This window comes from Glutamicibacter sp. AOP38-B1-38 (assembly GCF_052377485.1).
GTDB lineage: Bacteria > Actinomycetota > Actinomycetes > Actinomycetales > Micrococcaceae > Glutamicibacter.
In genome coordinates this window covers 22,734-42,841 of sequence record NZ_JBQSWU010000025.1, presented here as the reverse complement: position 1 = coordinate 42,841, position 20,108 = coordinate 22,734, and the positions used below count along the sequence as shown (strand labels likewise).

The 20,108-nt window shown below is 61.2% G+C and carries 15 protein-coding genes and 1 riboswitch; of the genes, 6 read left to right on the top strand and 9 right to left on the bottom strand.

What is annotated here, in order from left to right:
• Positions 1-138 precede the first annotated feature (138 nt).
• Both ACT3TP_RS14375 and ACT3TP_RS14370 read right to left on the bottom strand, forming a co-directional pair.
• Positions 139-1,308, bottom strand: coding sequence for a glycerate kinase (locus ACT3TP_RS14375; protein ID WP_096257480.1), 1,170 nt, complete (start codon positions 1,306-1,308; stop codon positions 139-141).
• Between the two features lie 109 nt (positions 1,309-1,417).
• On the bottom strand, positions 1,418-1,858 hold the full coding sequence (locus ACT3TP_RS14370) for a MarR family winged helix-turn-helix transcriptional regulator (protein ID WP_096257478.1): 441 nt from the start codon (positions 1,856-1,858) through the stop codon (positions 1,418-1,420).
• Between the two features lie 93 nt (positions 1,859-1,951).
• Here ACT3TP_RS14370 and ACT3TP_RS14365 point away from each other — a divergent pair, with 93 nt between their 5' ends.
• The 3 genes from ACT3TP_RS14365 to ACT3TP_RS14355 all read left to right on the top strand — a co-directional run bounded on the left by ACT3TP_RS14365 (position 1,952) and on the right by ACT3TP_RS14355 (position 7,979).
• The gene (locus ACT3TP_RS14365) at positions 1,952-3,400 is read left to right on the top strand and encodes an MFS transporter (protein ID WP_444620868.1); all 1,449 of its coding nucleotides are present in this window, start codon (positions 1,952-1,954) and stop codon (positions 3,398-3,400) included.
• Positions 3,401-3,594: 194 nt separating this feature from the next.
• Positions 3,595-3,702, top strand: a riboswitch (TPP riboswitch).
• Positions 3,700-5,442 carry a phosphomethylpyrimidine synthase ThiC gene (gene thiC / locus ACT3TP_RS14360; protein ID WP_096257475.1) on the top strand — a complete coding sequence of 581 codons (1,743 nt, stop codon included), beginning with the start codon at positions 3,700-3,702 and terminating at the stop codon, positions 5,440-5,442. It overlaps the preceding riboswitch by 3 nt.
• A 1,031-nt stretch (positions 5,443-6,473) precedes the next feature.
• Positions 6,474-7,979, top strand: coding sequence for a SulP family inorganic anion transporter (locus tag ACT3TP_RS14355; RefSeq protein ID WP_444620867.1), 1,506 nt, complete (start codon positions 6,474-6,476; stop codon positions 7,977-7,979).
• 17 nt (positions 7,980-7,996) lie between these two features.
• Here the strand turns inward: ACT3TP_RS14355 and ACT3TP_RS14350 are convergent, their stop codons facing one another.
• Positions 7,997-8,461 (bottom strand): GNAT family N-acetyltransferase, encoded by a 465-nt coding sequence (locus tag ACT3TP_RS14350; RefSeq protein WP_240520576.1) that lies wholly within the window; start codon positions 8,459-8,461, stop codon positions 7,997-7,999.
• A 191-nt stretch (positions 8,462-8,652) separates the two neighbouring features.
• Between ACT3TP_RS14350 and ACT3TP_RS14345 the strand changes: the two genes are divergently transcribed.
• The gene (locus tag ACT3TP_RS14345; RefSeq protein ID WP_096257469.1) at positions 8,653-10,029 is read left to right on the top strand and encodes an MFS transporter; all 1,377 of its coding nucleotides are present in this window, start codon (positions 8,653-8,655) and stop codon (positions 10,027-10,029) included.
• A 165-nt stretch (positions 10,030-10,194) separates the two neighbouring features.
• On the opposite strand, the gene ACT3TP_RS14340 is transcribed toward ACT3TP_RS14345, so the two are convergent.
• Positions 10,195-11,304, bottom strand: a complete 1,110-nt coding sequence (locus ACT3TP_RS14340; protein WP_096282686.1) for a hypothetical protein — start codon at positions 11,302-11,304, stop codon at positions 10,195-10,197.
• Between the two features lie 238 nt (positions 11,305-11,542).
• On the opposite strand from ACT3TP_RS14340, the gene ACT3TP_RS14335 reads away from it, so the two are divergent.
• Entirely contained in the window at positions 11,543-12,193 is a 651-nt protein-coding gene (locus ACT3TP_RS14335; protein ID WP_105649978.1) for a class I SAM-dependent methyltransferase, read from the top strand.
• A 181-nt stretch (positions 12,194-12,374) separates the two neighbouring features.
• Here ACT3TP_RS14335 and ACT3TP_RS14330 read toward each other — a convergent pair whose 3' ends face one another.
• Genes ACT3TP_RS14330 through ACT3TP_RS14310 form a run of 5 tightly spaced genes read right to left on the bottom strand, consistent with a single transcriptional unit; the run spans position 12,375 to position 18,783 of the window.
• The gene (locus ACT3TP_RS14330; protein WP_105649979.1) at positions 12,375-13,859 is read right to left on the bottom strand and encodes a rhamnulokinase; all 1,485 of its coding nucleotides are present in this window, start codon (positions 13,857-13,859) and stop codon (positions 12,375-12,377) included.
• Positions 13,856-15,892 carry a bifunctional aldolase/short-chain dehydrogenase gene (locus tag ACT3TP_RS14325; protein WP_444620873.1) on the bottom strand — a complete coding sequence of 679 codons (2,037 nt, stop codon included), beginning with the start codon at positions 15,890-15,892 and terminating at the stop codon, positions 13,856-13,858. Before ACT3TP_RS14325 ends, ACT3TP_RS14330 begins: the two co-directional genes overlap by 4 nt.
• Before the next feature lie 40 nt (positions 15,893-15,932).
• Positions 15,933-17,228 (bottom strand): MFS transporter, encoded by a 1,296-nt coding sequence (locus ACT3TP_RS14320; protein ID WP_444620866.1) that lies wholly within the window; start codon positions 17,226-17,228, stop codon positions 15,933-15,935.
• A complete protein-coding gene (rhaI, locus tag ACT3TP_RS14315) occupies positions 17,228-18,400 on the bottom strand; it encodes an L-rhamnose isomerase (RefSeq protein ID WP_444620865.1) in 1,173 nt (390 codons plus the stop codon). Before rhaI ends, ACT3TP_RS14320 begins: the two co-directional genes overlap by 1 nt.
• 47 nt (positions 18,401-18,447) lie before the next feature.
• Positions 18,448-18,783 carry an L-rhamnose mutarotase gene (locus ACT3TP_RS14310; protein ID WP_096257458.1) on the bottom strand — a complete coding sequence of 112 codons (336 nt, stop codon included), beginning with the start codon at positions 18,781-18,783 and terminating at the stop codon, positions 18,448-18,450.
• 169 nt (positions 18,784-18,952) lie between these two features.
• On the opposite strand from ACT3TP_RS14310, the gene ACT3TP_RS14305 reads away from it, so the two are divergent.
• A complete protein-coding gene (locus tag ACT3TP_RS14305; protein ID WP_343251934.1) occupies positions 18,953-20,059 on the top strand; it encodes a LacI family DNA-binding transcriptional regulator in 1,107 nt (368 codons plus the stop codon).
• The last annotated feature ends 49 nt before the right edge of the window (positions 20,060-20,108 follow it).

Here is a 20,108-nt window from a genome sequence, read left to right as displayed (position 1 = left end):
GTAATCATTCGGGTCTTCTGCCGAACTACGCGGGGAGCCATGCGGACAGTGGCAAATATTACGAGGAGCCGGTGCGCGTGATCATGAATGCCGGATTGCTCAGCGCCGATCCGGCAAGCGCCCGAATAGGCGCCTACTTTAATGCAGGTAAGTGCGCGCCACCTGATATGCGGTGCGCCGGATGAGCTCCAAAGCCTGCGATGAAAGCTCACCGAGATCGGCCGGGCCCTGTGCTATCGAATAGGCTGCGAGAATTCCCGACTCGGCGAGCAGCTCCTCGGCAAGGTCTACCGATCCGGCGATCACGATAATGTCTGCATCTCTGCGCGCAGCTTGCAGCACCCCGCTGACCACCTTGCCCTGCAGGGATTGCGAATCCAGGCGCCCCTCACCGGTAAAGACCAGCTGCGCGTCGGCAAGAATCTGGTGCGCGTTCAAAGCCTGCGCTACCAGTTCCCACCCGGGCACGAGCTCAACCTCGCAGTAAGATCCAAGGCAGAGCGCCAAGCCGCCGGCGGCTCCCATGCCGGGCTGCTCGCGCAGCTTTCGACCGGACGCGGTTTCCAAGGTGTCAGCGAGCCGAGCCAGTCCCGCATTCAGTGCTTCCACTTCCTGGGGCGAGGCGCCCTTTTGCGGTCCGAAAACCGCGGCGGCCCCGTTTTCTCCCAGCAACGGATTGGTGACATCGCAGGCGATCTGCCATTTGACTCGAGAAGCTCGCGAATCCAGACCGGAGATATCGATGCTCGCCAGGTCGTTCAGCGCACCACCGCCCGCAGCCAATTCTTTGCCCTGAGCATCGAGGAACTTCGCACCCAGAGCTGCGAGCAATCCAGCTCCGCCATCGGTGGTGGCCGAGCCACCAAGACAAAGAATGATTCGCTGCACTCCAAGCTCCAAGGCTTGAATGACAAGTGGGCCCAGCCCAAAAGTGGTGGCTTGAAGTGGTTGCCGCGGTACGTCACTGACCTGGGGCAATCCCGCGGCTTCCGCCGCCTCGATCACGGCGGTCGTTCCATCTGCAGACAACCCGAAACGCGAGTTGACGGTCCTGCCCAGCGCATCGGTTGTTTCAACGACCTTCGCTTCGGTTCCCCAAGCGTCGATCAACGCATCGAGGGTTCCCTCGCCGCCATCGGCAAAGGGAACGGCGGTGATCGATACCGTACGGGCCACAGAGGTAGCAGCCGCATTCACCCCTGCGGCGATCGCGTCCGCGACTTCGCTGGCCCGGGCGCTGCCTTTGAAGGAGTCCGGAACGATTGCCACATTTAGTGGTTGGGCCGCGGCTGGCGTGCGCTGTGTCATGGACTCAACATTAGGTGCTCTTGAATCCCGGGAATATAGGCAGGCATACATACTTTCGAGCACCAGCGAGCTGATCTATATGCATTACGCACCCTTGACGCGTAGCCGACTACTTACCGCCCTGCTGTTCGCGGTAGTCCTCGATTGACGCGTTGAACTTATGCAGAAGTTCTGCGAATTTGTTGACTTCTTCGGCCGGCCAATCCGAGGTAATGCGGTCGATTGCGCTGACCGAATGCTCGCGAACCTCCGTGAGCCGCTGCTGCCCCAGTTCGGTCAAGGCAAACTTTCGCGCAACACTGCCCGCCGGATCGAGGATTCGTTCGAGATAGCCGTCCCGCACAGCGGTGGTGGTTTGACGTTGCAGGGTCGAGGCGTCGAGGAGAAAAACCGTGCTCATTTCACCGATCGACATCGGCCCCTGGACTTCGATGCGGCTCATCAGCAGATAGACGCTGCGATCCAAGCCATCACCGCTTCGGCGCTGCGCGATGGTGTAGCGGCTGAGCAGCGTTTGCTCATACTCGATATCTGCTGTGCGGCGTTTCATGTACCTAATTCTCCACTTCTACTCATTCGATCATACCCGAACATGTATTATGAACATTTTATGTATCTTACACATTCATTCTGAGAGGCTCTCGTGTCCAAACCCACCTCTGCCGGGATTCCCGGCTCAGGTCTAGCCGTCGCCGTTCTCGCCTCCGCGGGCATCGCTTCGTCGATCACCCAGACCATGGTCACGCCGCTGATCCCACAGCTGCCCGGCATTTTTGATACCTCAGCCTCAAACACCGCGTGGATCATCACCGCCACGCTACTTGCAGCCGCGGTGGCAGTACCAATTTCCGGGCGCTTGGGCGACCTCTTTGGCAAACGGCGCATGCTGCTCATCCTGGCGCTGCCACTGATCCTCGGTTCCATCGTGTGCGCCATGGCCCCCACGGTGGAGGTCATGATCGTCGGCCGCGCACTGCAAGGCCTAGGCTCGGGCATTGTGCCACTGGGCATCGCCATGCTGCGTGACCTTGTCCCGAAGGAACGCCTGTCTTCGGCCATTGCCACGGTCAGCGCCACGCTGGGCGTCGGTGGCGCCATCGGCATGCCGATTTCCGCCGCCGTCATTGATTTCGCCAACTGGCGCGCCCTGTTCTACGGCAGCGCGGTAGTCACGCTGCTGGTAGTTGTCGCCATCTGGAAACTCATTCCTGCCCTGCCGGCCGGCGCCGCCGGACAGCGCTTCGACTGGCTGGGCGCCATTGGGCTGGGCATTGGCCTGATCTCGCTCATGCTTGCCGTCTCCAAGGGCTCCTCTTGGGGCTGGGCGGCACCGCTGACGCTGGGCCTGTTCGGAATGGCCGCCCTCACGCTGTTGCTCTGGGGCATTTGGGAAACACGGACCAAGGATCCGCTGGTTGACCTGCGCACCGCTGTTATTCCGCGCGTGCTGCTGACAAATATCGCCTCGATTTTCGTCGGCTTCGGAATGTACGCCAGCATGCTGGTCATGCCACAGATCCTGCAGCTGCCGTCGCAGACCGGCTATGGCTTGGGCCAGTCGATTCTCGCAGCCGGCCTCTGGATGGCTCCAGGCGGCCTGATGATGCTGGTGCTCTCCCCTGTCGGCGGGCGGCTTTCCGACGCACGAGGCCCGAAGTTCACGCTGGTACTTGGCGTTTCGGTCATCGCCGTCGGCTACTGCCTGACCCTGCTCGGCATGGGTAGCGCGTGGAGCCTGATGCTCACCAGCCTCGTCATCAACGGTGGTGTGGCTCTGGCCTACGGCGCCATGCCGGCGATCATCATGGGCGCAGTCCCCCGCAGCGAAACGGCTGCGGCCAATGGCTTTAACACGCTGATGCGTTCGCTGGGCACGACCACCGGCGCCGCGGTCATCGGCCTGGTGCTGGCCCAGATGACCACCGATTTCGGCGGAGCTTCACTACCGTCAGAATCCGGATTCCGCGCGGCGCTGATACTTGGAGCTGGCATTTCCGTGGTCGCGGCCATCTTGGCGGCCTGCATTCCCAGCGCCGCGAAGAAGAGGGCGATCGAAGTCGACGCGTCGCAGGAACTCAGCCTGAACAAGTAGTCACCCCGGCTCTTCGGAATTGCCGAGTTTATGCTCAGCTTTGACATAGAAACCCCGGGTAATGTCGTAGACACCTCCTTGAAGGTGCGAGTGATGATCGTAAGGCTCCCGTTGGATATTGCCCAACGGGAGCCTTTCACTTTAAAGTTTCTCGTCTTCCTTGCAAGTCCACGTTGCCAGTCGTGATACCTTGTTTGAGACCACACGGGTGCCCTCGCAGGGGCTGAGATCGGGCTAACGCCGTCCGCGACCGTTGAACCTGTCCGGGTAATGCCGGCGAAGGAAGTGAGTTTCCCACAGTGGAACAATTTGAACAGCACTCTGCCCACACCCTTGCCTACCGTGAGTCTGTGGGAATTTCGGTTCCTGTCACGCAGATCCAGCTGGCAGATGCCCCCAACGGCGAGCCGAACGAACCGCTGCAGGTGTACCGCACCAGCGGCCCGGGGAGCGACCCGACCACGGGGCTGAAACCATTTCGAGAGTCGTGGATTCGTGAGCGTGGAGATGTCGAGACCTATGCCGGGCGTGAGCGCAACTTGCACGATGATGGCAGATCCGCGGTCCGCCGCGGCACGGCGAGCGCCGAATGGGCCGGGCGCTCGGCACCACCGTTGCGTTCGGCACCCGGGACTCGGGTCACCCAGATGCACTACGCACGGCAAGGGGTCATCACCCCGGAAATGCGCTATGTGGCCCTGCGCGAAGAATGCGATGTCGAGCTGGTGCGCAGCGAGCTAGCGGCCGGCCGGGCAATCCTTCCGGTGAACATCAACCATCCGGAATCCGAACCGATGATCATCGGCAAGGCCTTCTTGGTAAAAATCAACGCGAACATCGGCAACTCGGCGGTGACCAGCTCGATCGCCGAGGAAGTCTCCAAACTCCAGTGGGCTACCAAATGGGGTGCCGACACGGTGATGGACCTTTCCACCGGCGACGATATCCACACCACCCGTGAATGGATCATCCGCAACTCGCCGGTTCCCATCGGCACCGTCCCGATCTACCAAGCACTAGAAAAGGTCAACGGCGAAGCGAACGAACTGACCTGGGAGATCTTCCGCGACACGGTCATCGAACAGTGCGAGCAGGGCGTGGACTACATGACCATTCATGCAGGTGTGCTGCTGCGCTACATCCCGCTGACCGCCAACCGGGTCACCGGAATGGTCTCCCGCGGCGGGTCGATTATGGCCGGTTGGTGCCTTGCGCATCATCAGGAGAATTTCCTTTACACCCACTTTGACGAACTCTGCGAGATTTTCTCTCGTTACGATGTCGCATTCTCCCTGGGCGACGGGCTGCGTCCAGGCTCCATTGCGGACGCGAATGATGCGGCCCAGTTCGCCGAGCTGGATACCTTGGCGGAGTTGACCAAGCGTGCCTGGAAATATGATGTTCAGGTGATGGTCGAAGGCCCCGGGCATATCCCTTTCCATCTGGTGCGCGAGAATGTGGAACGCCAGCAGGAGCTTTGCGACGGGGCGCCGTTTTACACGCTCGGCCCGCTGGTCACCGATATCGCTCCGGGATATGACCACATCACCAGCGCAATCGGCGCGACCGAAATCGCCCGCTATGGCACCGCGATGCTCTGCTACGTCACGCCCAAAGAGCACCTGGGCCTGCCCAACCGGGATGATGTGAAGACCGGGGTGATCACCTATAAGATTGCGGCGCACGCGGCGGATCTCGCCAAGGGCCACCCGGGCGCCACGGCGCGGGATGATGCGCTGAGCAAGGCGCGCTTCGAATTCCGCTGGAATGACCAGTTCTCCCTTTCACTGGACCCCGTTACGGCGCAGGAGTTCCACGACGAGACGTTGCCGGCGGAACCAGCGAAGACCGCGCACTTCTGCTCAATGTGTGGCCCGAAATTCTGCTCCATGCGGATCTCCCAAGACATTCGGGATGAATATGGATCCGCCGAGGCACAGGCTGCATTGGCCGGGATGGCTGAGAAAAGCCGGCAGTTCCTTGAAAGCGGTGGCAAGGTATATGTCGGGGAAGAGATACCTGTTGGACCCGGCACGCTCTAGAACCGGGAAACCCGAAGCGCAGCCAAAGTGCCTGCACAGAAAGCGCGCTTAGAGTTACAAGTACCTCATTGAAGGTGCGAGTGATGATCGTAAGGCTCCCGTTGGATTGTATCCAACGGGAGCTTTTCAATTTTGGCCGTTCAACCCACTGTGCGGCACGAGCCCGGCGGTTCCCACCCAAGGCCAGGACTCTGTCGACGAAATGATCGGCAAACTTTTCCGGTCGCTCCGGTGTCGATTGCCGAGCGGGCCGACAAGACCTTAGACTCAAAATTCCGCGCTTGCCCGAGAAGCTCCAATAGCCAACACCCAGATCATTTACTCGGTAGTTCTTTTTCTTTCGCCTCCAGATGGATCCTAGGTCCCGGCGCCAGGTAGTTCGACTGCAAGCTACCCGTTGCTTGAATACCGAGCCAAACCAAAGCTCCAGCATAGAGTCGTATCTTAGAGTGGAATTACCTCATTGAAGGTGCGAGTGATGATCGGGAGCATCCCGCCGGGCAACCGGCGGGATGCTCTTGTTAATCGGCAAGATAATCCTCGTCAGCGGGCCGATAGTTGATTGTCGGGTTATCTCGCGGAATTACTCAGCTCCAGCACAGAGTCGACTCTTAGTCTGGAGTTACCTCATTGAAGGTGCGAGTGATGATCGTTAGAATTCCCGCCGGCTTAGCCGGCGGGAATTCTTGGTTAAGCCGGGCGCCCTCGAGCGGCGAGGCATTTCGTAAGAAAACGGTGGTGGCAATTGGGCTCCGACCATGTCCCTCACGCCCACACCACGGTGCACTCGAGCTTCCCGGGTTGAAAATCCCACACCGATCGCCAATAGAAATAAAACGTTGTCCACAGAGGCAGCGTAGTTCGGGGCATCCATCGGGGCCCTAATCGAAGATTGCGTTTGGGGCTGCTCGCCTCGGACATGTAGTACGCATCATGCACGCGGCGCTGGCTGAGGCTTCGGCAAATGAGATAATTTTGTCAGGTCCCCTCCGCATTTTCGATTCGGGGATGTCTAACTGAATGGAGCCCTTATGGCGACCGTGGCCACCGACCTGTCCCCGCTAGAGCGCCAATCCGTATGGCGCACGCTGAAGTCTCCGAGGCTTCTGAAGACCGAGCTGCTCGCCGGGCTTGTGGTCTCCCTAGCTTTGATTCCGGAGGTAATCGCCTTCTCGATCATTGCCGGTGTGGATCCCCGAATCGGTATTTTCGCCTCGTTCACGATGTCGATCGTGATCGCTTTTACCGGTGGCCGTCCTGCAATGATCTCCGCGGCCGCCGGCGCGGTGGCCCTCGTGGTTGCTCCCCTGGTGCGAAGCCATGGGGTGGACCATCTGTTCGCCGCGGTCATTCTGGCCGGAATCTTTCAGGTCGTCCTCGCCCTGCTAGGTGTGGCGAAGCTGATGCGCTTCATCCCCAGACAGGTGATGCTCGGCTTCGTCAACGCCTTGGCCATTCTGATTTTTCTCTCACAGATGCCCGAGCTGACGGCAGTGCCGTGGGTCGTTTATCCGCTGGTGCTGCTCGGTCTCGGCATAGTCTATTTCTTCCCCAAGATCACCAAGGCGGTTCCCGCCCCGCTGGTCGCAATCGTGGTGCTGACCCTGATCACCGTGTTCGCCAAGGTCGCCGTGCCTACGGTGGGAGATAAGGGAGAGCTGCCCGATTCGCTGCCCTTCTTCATCATCCCGCAGGTTCCCTACACCGTGGAGACCTTGAAGGTGATCGCGCCCTATGCGTTGGCAGTCGCATTCGTTGGCCTACTGGAATCGCTGCTGACGGCCAAACTCGTAGATGACATCACCGACACCCCGTCGAGCAAGACCCGGGAATCCTGGGGTCAGGGGACCGCCAATATCGTGACCGGATTCTTTGGTGGAATCTGCGGCTGCGCCATGATCGGCCAAACCATGATCGGGGTGAAGGCCTCCGGCGGGCGTACCCGCATCTCCACCATGTTTGCCGGCGTGTTCATGCTCTTGCTTGCGGTACTCTTCGGCGACATCGTGGCGCAGATTCCGATGGCGGCGCTTGTCGCGATCATGATTTTCGTGTCGTTCACGACGTTCAATTGGCACAGCATCCGTCCGAGCACGCTGAAGATGATGCCCAAGAGCGAAACCGCGGTCATGGTTGTCACAGTGGTCTTCACCGTGGCCACCAACAACCTGGCCATCGGTGTGGGCTTGGGCGTGCTCACCGCAGTGGTGCTCTTCGCCAACCGGGTAGCGCATTTCGTGACGGTCAAACGCAGTGTCACCGGGGTGGAGGACGGCCAAGCGGCCATCTACACCGTCGACGGCGAATTGTTCTTCGCTTCCTCCAACGACCTATACACCCAGTTCGACTACGCCGGTGATCCGCAACGAATCATCATCGACATGTCCGCCTCCCATCTGTGGGACGCCTCCACGATCGCAGCGCTGGATTCGGTGACGGATAAATACGAGAAGTACGGTAAGCAGGTTCAGGTACTGGGCCTCAACGAGGCAAGCCTGAGAATGCGCGAACGCTTGGGCGGGAAACTCGGCGCCTAAGGCGCGCAGCGCCCGATTCAGTCGAGCCGACGATGCATGAAGACGCTGTGCGGGTCCTCGGCATAGGAACCGAACGGTTCGCAAACGGTGAACCCGGCCGAGGCATATAGTTGGCGTGCCGGAATGAAATGATCGTGTGTTCCCGTCTCCAAATAGAGATCGCTGATGCCGGTCGCACGGGCGTGCCCGATCAAACGTTCCAGCATCGCTCGGCCTAAACCCCTGCCGCGGTGCGCCGCTGCGGTGCGCATGCTTTTCAACTCGGCTCTCGACTTGTCCAGGTTCCGCAACGCCCCCAAGGCTGCGATCTGGCCTCCGAGATAGCCGGCAAATATCGTCATGTGGTTTTCCCCGAGCTGTGTGCTGTTCAGCGCGTGGCGGCTTTCCGGCGGCGCGGTCGGGCTCATCTCACGCAAATGCTCAGAGATCGATAATTCCACGGCCGGATCGGAGGCGCTAACGTGCCTGAAGATGATTTCCATATTCATAGCCTTGCAACATCCGATGACAGCCTGATTTCCCGGATGTGACCTGCCGAATAATAATCTGCGCGAAGACAAGTGAGCCAACAAGTTCTGTTGCTACCTATCGGGCCCGCTGACATTGTCGGTAGTTGTCAGTATTCTTTTCACTACTACACACTGGCGCACCATATGAACATGGGACCCTTCCGATGACCGATGTACCTCCGGATCGTGAACTAGACTCGATCGCACCGAACCCAGGGGTTCCACGCGACGGGCAACGATCCTTCATGCATATCCTCGTCAACACGGCGGTAGCAAACCTCACCACGAGCTACTTGTGGTTTGCGCTGACGTTCTGGGTCTACCTCGAAACCGAAAACGTGATGGCCACCGGAATCATCGGCGGTACCTTTATGCTGCTGATTGCGCTGTTCTCCATGGTGTTCGGAACCATCGTGGACAACCACAAGAAGAAGTCGGTGTTCGTATTCTCTGCAGTGTTCACCGCGCTCATGTTCACTTTGGCAGCGTTGATCTACCTGTGGCTGCCCACCGAATCCATTCTGAATATCGGCGGCTGGCAATTCTGGTTGTTCTGCGGAGTCATTCTCATCGGCGCCGTGGTGGAGCAGATGCGTGGCATCGCCTTGTCGACCACCGTAACCCTGCTGATTCCCGTGGAACGCCACGCCAACGCCAATGGGCTGGTCGGTACGGTTCAGGGCATCGCTTTCATCGTCACCAGCGTGTTCAGCGGGTTGTCCATTGGCCTGCTGGGCATGGGGTGGACGCTCACCCTGGCGTTGGTCCTGGTCGTGGTGACGCTCATACATTTGCTGACGGTTTCGCTGCCCGAAGAAGCACCCGAGGTGGAACCGGGGCATACCAAGCGGACCGACCTCAAACTCGGATTCACCACCGTTCTGGCCATCCCTGGCCTGTTCGCCCTGATCATATTCTCCATGTTCAACAACTTCATCGGCGGGGTCTACATGGCGCTGATGGATCCCTACGGGCTGACGATCATGAGCGTAGAAGCCTGGGGCATCGTCTTTGGCCTAGCTTCGACGGGGTTCATCATTGGCGGTCTGCTCATCGCCAAGTTCGGTCTGGGCAAGAACCCGATTCGAACCCTTTTGCTGGCCGTGGTGGTGATGGGCATGCTCGGTGCGCTCTTCACCATTCGAGAATGGACCTGGCTCTATATTCTGGGAATCTGGCTGTACATGATCCTGATCCCGGCGGTTGAAGCCTCCGAGCAGACCGTGATCCAGAAAGTCGTACCCTTCCGGCGCCAGGGGCGGGTCTTCGGGTTTGCGCAGATGATGGAGGCCGCGGCAGCACCCATCACCGCATTCATGATTGCCCCGGTGGCCCAGTACCTGATCATTCCATTCATGAAAACCGAAGAGGGCGATGCGAGCCTCGGCTGGCTTGTAGGCCAGGGTGATGCACGAGGTATCGCGCTCATCTTCCTCGGCGCGGGGCTAATCATGGTGGTTGCGGCCTTGCTGGCCATGGGCAGCAAGCAATACCGCAAGATCTCTTCCATATTCCAAGCGCCCGAACCGGCGACCACGTGAGCACCGCGAAGACGGCCAGCTGCTCCCCCGGCTAGGAAAATACACCGAGGGAGCAGGCTGTGTTTACGTGAAAAAGCTGGAGGATATCGACTTGGAGATCCTGCGTCAGCTCATCAAGATTGCTTTCGCCAGAGCGGAGGGTTCCCCCCGGACTAGCCGGCAAGCCTATTCCGATTCTTCGATCAGGCTTTCCGCTTCGCTCAGCCCGGCAGAAATGACCGGAAGCAGTCGCTCGTCAACGCCGTACTCTTCGCCCTTGACCTGAAGCAGCCCGAAAGCAGCTAGCGAAGCCAATGCCTCCCGAGCTTCGGGAAGGACCGCGTCGAAGTTCTTCGGTCCGCAATTGCGGCGTAGCCCTTCGAAGTCAGCCTCACGGCCGGTGACGGCGGTGACCAGCAGATTCCGCAGCACCAGGAAGAATGCTTCGTCGCGTTCGGTGAAGGCATCGTTAGGGATAAGGTGGCTTTGCACGCAGCCGACGCCCATCTCGAAGAGCAGCTGCGCGCTCTCGGATTCTTCGCCTTCGACAAAGTGCGCGAAGGCCTCTTCGTCGCGAACGATCTTGCCGCCGGAAGGGTCAACAACTGAGAGTATGGCCGCGTTCCAGACGTGGGCGAACACATCCGGGGCTGGCTCGTCGACCTTCACCGTCGCCGCGTCCACACCGACCGCGTTCATCACGCGAACCCGTGCCTCATTGTCGGCTTCGCTGAACGCGCTGATGTCCACGCCGTCTCCCAGAGCTTCGGAGAAGGCCTTGACCTTGGCGTACAGTTCAGTGCCGCGCAGCAGTGCGCACAGCTCCGCGTCTTCCTCGGCGAAACCCTTCAGCGCGTCGTCGAGCAGTTCACGTAGTTCGGTGAGGTTCTCTTCCCCGCCTTCCCAGGTTCCACGGGAGGTCAGGAAGGAGAAGTAGTCCAGCCAGGCGGTGAAGATTGGCTCGGCTTCGAGGCCCTCAGGCAGGTTCACCAAGAATTCGGCGAATACCTGTCCGAAGAGCTCTGGGTCGATATCTCGCAGATTGGAGCTGCGCGCCAGTTCGGCATATTCGGCGCCGACCGAGCGCACCACGCCCAGCTGGATCTCAGCGATCTGAGCGGCTTCCGCGGCGCCGAAGGCCGGCACGGTTTCGGTGACCCACGCGGCGTAGTCCTCGCGCATCGCATCTACCGAAATTTCTGCCTGGACTTTGAAGACGCTGCGGCCGCGCTGTGCTGCTTTTGCGGGGTTTCCTGCGCCCGAGTTCTTCTTGCCCTGCTTCTTTTTGCTGGCCATGAAATGTCCTTGGTTCTTGTGCGGATTCGTTTTGTTAAAGCCTACGGGCTGAGCCCGGCTTGCACTCATTCGCTCCGCATCCACCGGGGTGCGAATTATCTCGAACTTTGGCTCTCCACGAGTGAATTTCATCGATTGCGATCCCACTTTTTGCGCGTGAGGCAAATTCGGATGCCAGCATCGCGGAATCACCTTAGGCTGAAGGCATTACTTTCAATGATCGCTAAGCGGGGACTCAATGCACGAACACCACCACACCACAGCACCGGACGCGGTGGCCTTCTGGGAGAGCCACTACGGACAGTCCGAACGGATCTGGTCCGGGAACGTCAACAAAATGCTTGCCGAGATCGTGGCAGATCTTCCCGCGGGCAGGTCTCTGGACTTCGGTTGCGGAGAGGGTGCAGACACCATCTGGCTGGCGAACAAGGGATGGCAAGCAACCGGTGTCGATATTTCTGCGACCGCGGTTGAACGGGCACGCTCCGCGGCAAAGGAGCAGGGACTCAGCGAGAAAGACGCCAGCTTCATCGCGGAGGATCTCACCACCTGGGACAGCGAAGAGCGATTTGACCTGGTGACCCTGAGCTTTTTCCAAGCCCCCTTCGAAATTCCGCGGGCAGAAATCATGCAGAAGGCCGCCTCGCTCGTAGCCCCGGGCGGGCATTTGCTGGCGGTTTCGCACGCCGCGGCCCCCTCCTGGGCCTCCAACGAACAAATGGCTCAGCATCGATTCCCCACCCCGGATTCCGAGCTGGAATCGCTGAGCCTGGACTCGAATGCGTGGACAATCCTGCGAGCCGAAATTGTCGAACGCGAGGTCACCGATCCCGACGGCAAACCGGCGACCTTGGAAGATACTGTCGTATTTGTGCAGCGCGGCAACTAGGCACGGTCAACACACTCGCCGAAGGCAGCCGCCGAATTTGCGGCTGCCTTCGTTTGCGCCAGTTTTGTCTCACGGCGCATTAAAGTACAAGACCTAGCGAATGAAGAAGATCTTCGTTCACTAGGTCTTGGCACTATTCATGGGCTATGAACAGCGCTGATACGAGATGCCCACACGGATCTCATACCAAGTTTTTTGCCAGCCTGGGTTGGTAGCTCACCCAATCAACAGATTTTCGTACCAGCTCACGAACTTCCCCCGTGGTCCAGGGGCGCGATTCCATGGCACGCAATTGCACCAGCACATTGCCCAGGGCCGTGCATTCGACCGGTCCGGCGATGACCGGGATTCCCGCACGATCGGCGGTACGCTGGCAGAGCAAACTGCCTTGCGAACCACCACCCACAAGGTGAATCGTGTCAGGCACAAACCCGCCAAGTGCTGCGGCCCTAAACGCCTGGGTCGCGAAGCTCTCGGCGAGGGACTCGATCACGATTCGAATGATCTCAGCCCGGGATTCCGGCTTCTTGCCACCTGCTTCGATGACCGCGTCGCTGATCCGTTCGGGCATTGCCCCGGGAGCCAGGAAGCTATCGGCCTGCGGGTCGATGAGCGTGTCAGGGACCCCCAGCTGTTCGGCCTGCGCCAAGAGCTGCTCCAGCTTCACGCTGTCGCTGCCGTCGGCTTCGGCCTGCTCATTCCATTCTCGTATTGCCTCGCTGAGCAGAAAAGTTCCGGTCATATTCTTCAGGAATCTGACGGTTCCGTCGAGGCCCAGCTCGTTGGTGAAACCCGCTTCCTGCGCACGTGGCTCAAGCACCGGCGACTGGAGCTCAACCCCCACCAATCCCCAGGTGCCGCACGAAATATAGGCCGAATGCGCGCTCGTCAACGGGGTGGCCGCCACGGCGCTTGCCGTGTCGTGCGAGGCGACAGCGAGCACCTTGACCTCAGCGTGGGCACCGAACTCGCGAGCCAGCGATCCGCGCAAGGTTCCGACAACTTCACCCGGGCGAATCAAGGGAGCTAGCAAGTTAGCGACTTGCAAATGCTCGCTCAGTTCCGCGTCCCACGTCCCGGAATTCAGGTTCAACAGCCCGGTGGTGGAGACATTGGTCCACTCGCTGCGCGCCATTCCCGTCAACAAATAGTTGATGTAGTCCGGGACCAAGAGCAGCGTATCGGCTTGGGCCAGCCGGGATTCTTGCCGTTCGGCTTCCAGCTGATACACCGTATTAAAAGGCAGGAACTGCAAGCCGTTGCGGGCAAACAACTCCTTTCGGTCAAAGTTGGCTTCCAGCGCCGGGACGGCGAGCTCATTGCGCGGATCCCGGTAGTGGCGTATCTGCCCCAGACGTTGCCCATTTTTCAGCAGCGCATAGTCCACCGCCCACGAGTCCACGCCGATGGAAGCGATGTCGGGTTGCTGGGCGAAGGCCATCGCCAACCCGTGGCGAATTTCTTCCCACAGCTGGTCGATGTCCCAGGCCAGCGCTCCGGTGTCCGCCCCGTCTCCCAGCGTGGACAGCGCAACCGCGCCGTTGGCGAAGCGATGCACCAGGCTGAGTTCGACCTTGCCGTCCACCAGCTGGCCGAGCATCACTCGGCCGCTGGTGGCGCCCAGATCGATCGCCGCAACCGGCGCAGTGCCCAAATACGAACTCATCGCAGGAAGGCCGCCGCAACGCCCGAGTCGACCGGGATGTGCAGGCCGGTGGTGCGGGTCAGCTCCGGACCGGTGAGCACGTACACGGCATCCGCCACGTTCTCCGGGACCACTTCGCGTTTGAGGATGGTGCGGTTCGCGTAGAACTGGCCGAGGTCTTCCTCGTCTACCCCGTAGGTGGCGGCGCGGTTGGCGCCCCAGCCCGAGGCGAAGATGCCCGAGCCGCGCACCACTCCGTCGGGGTTGATCCCGTTCACGCGGACCCCGTGTTCGCCGAGTTCCACGGCCAGCAGGCGCACCTGATGGGCCTGGTCGGCCTTGGTGGCCGAGTAGGCGATGTTGTTCGGGCCGGCGAAGACGGAGTTCTTGGAGGAGATGTAAATGATGTCTCCGCCCATGCGCTGGTCGATCAGCACCCGGGCCGCCGCCTTGGACACCAGGAAGGAGCCCTTGGCCATCACGTCGTGCTGCAGGTCCCAGTCCGCTTCGGTGGTTTCCAGCAGCTTCTTGGACAGCGACAGTCCGGCGTTGTTCACCACCAGGTCGATACCGCCGAAGGCGAGCACCGCGGCGTCCATGGCCGCCTGGACGGCCGCGCCATCGGCCACATTTGCGGCGACTCCGACGGCCACATCGGCATTGCCCAATTCCGCGGCCGCGGCCTGCGCCTTGGCCAAATCCAGATCGGCAATGACCACGCAAGCACCTTCGGCGGCCAGCCGGGTAGCGATCGCCTTGCCGATGCCCGACGCGGCGCCGGTAACCAGGGCGATGCGCCCGGCATGGCTCTTCGGCTTAGGCATGCGAGCCAGCTTGGCTTCTTCCAGCGCCCAGTACTCGATGCGGAACTTCTCCGCGTCGGAGATCGGCGTGTAGGTTGACAGTGCTTCGGCGCCACGCATCACATTGATGGCGTTCAGGTAGAACTCACCGGCCACGCGGGCGGTCTGCTTATTTGCACCGTAGGAGAACATGCCAACACCGGGGATCAGCACGATCAGCGGGTCGGCGCCGCGGATGGCCGGGGAGCTTTCATCCTTGTGGGCGTCGTAGTAGGCCTGGTAGTCGGCACGGTATTCCACGTGTAATTCGGCCAATCGGGCCAGCTGCTCCTGAAGGGTAGCGGTGGCCGGAAGATCCAGCACCATTGGCTTGATCTTGGTGCGCAGGAAGTGATCCGGGCAGGAGGTGCCCAGTGCGGCAAGTTCGGCTAGTTTTTCGCTCGCCAGGAAATCAAGGACTCGCTCGTCGTCGGTGAAGTGGCCAATCATCGGCTTGTCTCTCGAGGCCAGACCGCGAAGGGTCGGTGCCAGGGCGGCGGCGCGCGCTAGGCGTTCGGTTTCCGGCAGTCCTTCGAAGCCGGGCAGCTGGGCCCCGAATGGCTGGGCCTTGCCGTGTTCGCTGATGTAGTCCGCGGCGGTGTCGATGATCCACAACGAGTTGGCTTCGCATTCCTCGGAGGTCTCGCCCCACGCGGTGATGCCGTGTCCGCCGAGGATGCAGCCGACGGCGTTCGGGTTTTCATCCTTGATTGCGGCGATATCCAGTCCCAGCTGGAAGCCCGGGCGGCGCCAGTCCACCCAGAGCACCTTGCCGCCGAAGATCTGCGCGGTCAGCTCCTTTCCATCCTTGGCGGTGGCGATGGCGATGCCGGAATCCGGGTGCAGGTGGTCTACATGGGGCGCGTCCACCAGGCCGTGCATGGCGGTATCGATAGAGGGTGCGGCTCCGCCCTTGCCGTGTAGGCAGTAGTCAAAAGCCGCCACCATCTCATCTTCGCGGTCCACACCCGGGTAGACGTTGGCCAACGAGCGCATCCGGTCCAGCCGCAGGGTCGACAGGCCCTTCTCGGTCAGGGTGCCCAGGTCTCCGCCCGATCCCTTGACCCAGAGCAGCTCAATCTGTTCTCCGGTGACCGGGTCGGGCTCGAAGCCCTTGGCCGAGGTGTTGCCGCCGGCATAGTTGGTGTTCTTCTTTTCCGCACCGAGGCGGTTTGAACGGCTGATGAGCTGTTCTGCGGTGCTGATGGTCATGGTTTCTCTCGACATGTCTGTGTTCAATCCTTGAGTCGTATTAGGCGTTGATCTTGGTGCCGTAGCGCTGGGCTTCGATTTCTTCGAGGGACTTGCCGCGGGTTTCCGGCGCCCAGATGGTGCCGATCAGCAGGGCAACTACCAGCAGGCCGATGATCAGCAGGCCGAGCTTTTCCAGCCCGATGCCGGAGAGCAGGACCGGGAAGACCAGGGACAGCAAGCCGACCAGGACCCGGGCGAGCATGAACAGCACGCCCTGTGCGCTGGCGCGGTATTTGGTGGCGAAGAGTTCCGCGGTCCATAGGCCGTAGAAGGCTTGGGCTCCCAAACCGGCGGAGATGCCCCAGGCGCAGGCGAAGAACAGCAGGGAGAAGGCTCCCGGAGGGGCGAAGATCAGCACCACCCAGGCGACAACGCCCAGGGCGGCTCCGCCAAAGTACAGCCAGCGGCGTGAGACCCGGTCCCCGTACTTCATGAAGCCGAAGTAGGTGGCGGCCGCGGTGAGCACCCAGACCAGAACCTGCAGCAGGTTCTGCTGCGTGGCCGACTCGACGCCGGCCGCCGCGTACACGCGTGGCTGGAAGATACCGGCCTGGCCGGCCACGGTATTCCATAGTCCGTACACCCCGAGCAGGAAGAACAGCGCCGACCAGTTCTTGCGTTCGGCCAGCAGCCCCTTGATGCCGGAGAAGAAGGAGATCTTGGCTCCGGAGGCGATTTCCTCCGCGCGCTGCTGCTTCCACCGGGTGGATTCGGGAAGCCCGCGGCGCACCCACCAGGTGATCGCGGCGACGATGAACAGGTGGAAGAAGATCAGCCGGGACCCATTCACCCCTAGCGGTGCCACCATGATGGCCAGGGCAAAGCCGACCGCCGGGCCGAAAGACCAGGCCAGCTGCGCGGTTCCCACGTGCGCTGCGCGCGACTCCTGCGGAGCCTCCTCGGCAATGTAGGTCCAGGAAGCCGGAACTCCGGCGCCCACGGCGATGCCCATGAGGATCACGCCGACAATCAGCAGCACGGTGCTGGCGGCGAAGGTAATCATCAGCGCACCGACCATGAACACGATCAGGTCGTAGGTGTAGATGAATTTGCGTCCTAGCCGGTCGCACAATGGGCCGCCGATCAGCGCACCCACCGCGGCGCCGAAGGCGTTGGCGGAGATCGCCGCGATGACCCCGACCATGCCGTCATCAAATCCGAAGGCACCCTGCCAGAGGGTCAGGCTGGTGGCCAGGGCAATAATTGCCCCGGCTTCGATGTAGTTGCTCATGGCCACCGCAATGGTGGCTTTCCAGCCGCTGATGCCGCGCTTTTTCGCCAGTGCCGTTGCCATCAGGCACCCCACCCTGCCTGCACGCCGCCGGCGCGTTCGGCTTCGATGCGGCTCTGGTAATCCGAGGCGCGGAAGGCTTCCATCGGGTCCGCAGGCAGGCCACGCGATTCACGCCAGTTTGCGAGTTCGCTGCGGATATCGGTGTAGAACGCGTTCATGAAAAGGTCGTTGGCGGCCAGCACATCGCCGGAGAGCTGCGCCTCGGTTAAGGCGACCCGGTCGATGAGCAGCGCGCGGGCGGTCATTTCCTGCACGTTCAGCACGCTGCGGATCTGGCCGAGGATCTTGTTTTCCACGTTGTGGCACTGATCGAGCATGAAGGTGATCGGGGTATCGATATCCAGTCCGCCGCCGCGGGCCACCTCGGCCATGATGCGGAAGAGCTGGTACGGGTCGGCGGAGCCGACGATCAGGTCGTCATCCGCGTAGAAGCGCGAGTTGAAGTCGAAGGAGCCGAGCTTGCCCAGGCGCAGCAGCTGCATCACGATGAACTCGATGTTGGTGCCCGGGGCGTGGTGCCCGGTATCCAGGCAGACCAACGCCCGCTCGCCGAGCGCGGCCACCTGGGCGTAGGAGGTGCCCCAGTCCGGAACATCGGTGTGATAGAAGGAGGGCTCGAAGAACTTGTACTCGAGCACCAGGCGCTGCTCGCCGCTCAGCCGGGCGTAGATTTCGGACAGCGAGTCCGAAAGCCGGTCCTGACGTCCGCGCATATCTGCCTGACCCGGGTAGTTCGAGCCCTCGGCCAGCCAGATTTTCAGGTCCTGGGAGCCGGCGGCGTCCATGACGTCTACGCACTCGATGTGGTGGTCGATGGCCTTCCGGCGGACCTTTGGATCTTCGTGGGTCAGCGCACCGAACTTGTATTCGTCGTCCTGGAAGGTGTTGGAGTTGATGGTTCCCAGTTCCACCCCGAGGTCGTTCGCGTGAGTGCGCAGCGAGCCGAAGTCCGCCACCTTATCCCACGGAATGTGCAGGGCCACGGCCGGAGCCAGTCCGGTCAGGCGGTTGACCTGCGCGGCGTCGGCGATCTTCTCATAGGCGTCGCGTGGGGTGCCCGGGGTGCCGAACACCTTAAAGCGGGTGCCGGAGTTGCCGTAGGCCCAGGAAGGGACTTCGATGGCCAATCGTTCAAGGGTGGTCAGGATCTCGGGGGTCAGCTTAGCGCCCATGGATCTCTCCTTCTGCGGTGGTGGAATTGGGTTGCCGGTGTCGCCGTTTAGAGCTGGGCCAGCTGGTCTTCGAGGTTGAATACCTCGCTCAGGCGCGGCGCGCCCTGATCGGGGCGTCCGTGGAGGGAGATGAAGAACTCGGACATCTGCGCCTCCCAGGCCGAGGTGCGTGGATCCGCATCCAGTGCGGCCTGGGCGGCTGCGTCGTCGGCGGTTTCGTAGTAGCCGATCAGCAGGCCATCGGCACGGAGAAAGAGCGAGTAGTTGCGGCGTCCCGCGTCGTTGATTGCCCGCAGCATCTCTGGCCAGACGGCGGCGTGGCGTTCGGCGTATTCGGCGAGCCGGTCCGGCTTGACCTGCAGCTGAAAACAAACCCTGTTCATGCGTTGCCCTCTTCGTTGAATGCTTGTGACGCTGAGTCGGTGATGATCGACCCTTAATGAATCGTTTCAATCACCGAACTTGACCGACTTTAGACCAGAACATGGCTCAAGTTCAAGCAGAATCCAGAAATCTGCCAAAATTAATTGAATCCATTCAATCCTGTACCGCATGGCAAGCCGAGCGGGCGCCGCGCGATATACTCGGGAGAAGACCATCGGGGCAAAGGCGGGAAACTACGTGTCGGTAAGCGTGAAGGAAGTCGCTCGCGCGGCAGGTGTTTCGGTCGGAACGGTCTCCAATGTACTCAACCGCCCAGAGGTCGTCGCACCGGCGACGGTTCGCAAGGTCACCGAGGCCATCGACAAGCTCGGATTCGTGCGCAATGACGCCGCCCGCCAGCTGCGGGCCGGGCACAGCCGCAGCTTCGGGCTGGTGATCCTCGATGCCCGAAATCCGTTCTTCATGGACGTCACCCAGGGAGCCCAGCACCGGGCCCTGGAAAACGGCTACACGGTGCTGATGGGCGCCAGCGATAGCTCGCTGACCACCGAACAGCAGCTGCTTGACCTTTTTGATCAGCAGCGCGTCGCCGGAGTGCTCATCTCCCCCATGCACAGCGACCTGAGCCGGCTTTGGCGCATCCGCGAATCCGGGACCCCGGTGGTCTTGGTGGACCGCGGAAGCGGAGACCGCAGCTTCTCTTCGGTCTCCGTCAACGACGTAGAGGGCGGCCGAATCGCCGTCCAGCACCTCGTCGAGCTGGGACGAAAGCGCATTGCCTTTGTCGGCGGTCCGCAAAGCATTGAACAGGTCCGGCATCGTCTGGAAGGCGCGCAATCGGTCATTGCCGGCACTTCGGATGCAGCCCTCGAATATCTGCCTACCAAGCAGCTGAGCGTCATCGAAGGCCGCGCCGCCGGAGAACGCATCTTGGCCATGACGCCCGGGCAACGCCCGGACGGTGTTTTTGCCGCCAACGATCTACTGGCTTTAGGCATCCTGCAGGCGTTCGTGATGTCCGGGAAGCTGAAGGTTCCAGAGGACATTGCGCTGGTCGGATACGACAATATAGCGTTCGCCGAGTCGGCCGTCGTCCCGATCACCACCGTGCGCCAGCCGGCCGAAGAAATCGGGCGCACCGCGGTCGATGTCCTGTTGCGCGAAGCCGAAGCCGGCGAAAATGCGGTCCGCGAGCAGTTTGTCTTCACCCCGAAGCTGGTCATCCGAGCCTCCACCATAGGCACCGCCAACGCTCCTGAGCCTTCCCCCAGATAATCCCGCAGGCACAGGATGGAGCTCGGCGAAGCGCCGGAGCATGCTACCG

What these genes read in the sequence shown, in the direction of transcription:
- ACT3TP_RS14375 (WP_096257480.1), bottom strand. Translation starts at nt 1,308, where the DNA reads ATGACACAGCGCACGCCAGCCGCGGCCCAACCACTAAATGTGGCAATC.
- ACT3TP_RS14340 (WP_096282686.1), bottom strand. Translation starts at nt 11,304, where the DNA reads ATGGCCAGCAAAAAGAAGCAGGGCAAGAAGAACTCGGGCGCAGGAAAC.
- ACT3TP_RS14350 (WP_240520576.1), bottom strand. Translation starts at nt 8,461, where the DNA reads ATGGAAATCATCTTCAGGCACGTTAGCGCCTCCGATCCGGCCGTGGAA.
- ACT3TP_RS14320 (WP_444620866.1), bottom strand. Translation starts at nt 17,228, where the DNA reads ATGGCAACGGCACTGGCGAAAAAGCGCGGCATCAGCGGCTGGAAAGCC.
- ACT3TP_RS14345 (WP_096257469.1), top strand. Translation starts at nt 8,653, where the DNA reads ATGACCGATGTACCTCCGGATCGTGAACTAGACTCGATCGCACCGAAC.
- ACT3TP_RS14330 (WP_105649979.1), bottom strand. Translation starts at nt 13,859, where the DNA reads ATGAGTTCGTATTTGGGCACTGCGCCGGTTGCGGCGATCGATCTGGGC.
- rhaI (WP_444620865.1), bottom strand. Translation starts at nt 18,400, where the DNA reads ATGGGCGCTAAGCTGACCCCCGAGATCCTGACCACCCTTGAACGATTG.
- ACT3TP_RS14310 (WP_096257458.1), bottom strand. Translation starts at nt 18,783, where the DNA reads ATGAACAGGGTTTGTTTTCAGCTGCAGGTCAAGCCGGACCGGCTCGCC.
- ACT3TP_RS14355 (WP_444620867.1), top strand. Translation starts at nt 6,474, where the DNA reads ATGGCGACCGTGGCCACCGACCTGTCCCCGCTAGAGCGCCAATCCGTA.
- ACT3TP_RS14335 (WP_105649978.1), top strand. Translation starts at nt 11,543, where the DNA reads ATGCACGAACACCACCACACCACAGCACCGGACGCGGTGGCCTTCTGG.
- ACT3TP_RS14370 (WP_096257478.1), bottom strand. Translation starts at nt 1,858, where the DNA reads ATGAAACGCCGCACAGCAGATATCGAGTATGAGCAAACGCTGCTCAGC.
- ACT3TP_RS14325 (WP_444620873.1), bottom strand. Translation starts at nt 15,892, where the DNA reads ATGACCATCAGCACCGCAGAACAGCTCATCAGCCGTTCAAACCGCCTC.
- ACT3TP_RS14305 (WP_343251934.1), top strand. Translation starts at nt 18,953, where the DNA reads ATGGCAAGCCGAGCGGGCGCCGCGCGATATACTCGGGAGAAGACCATC.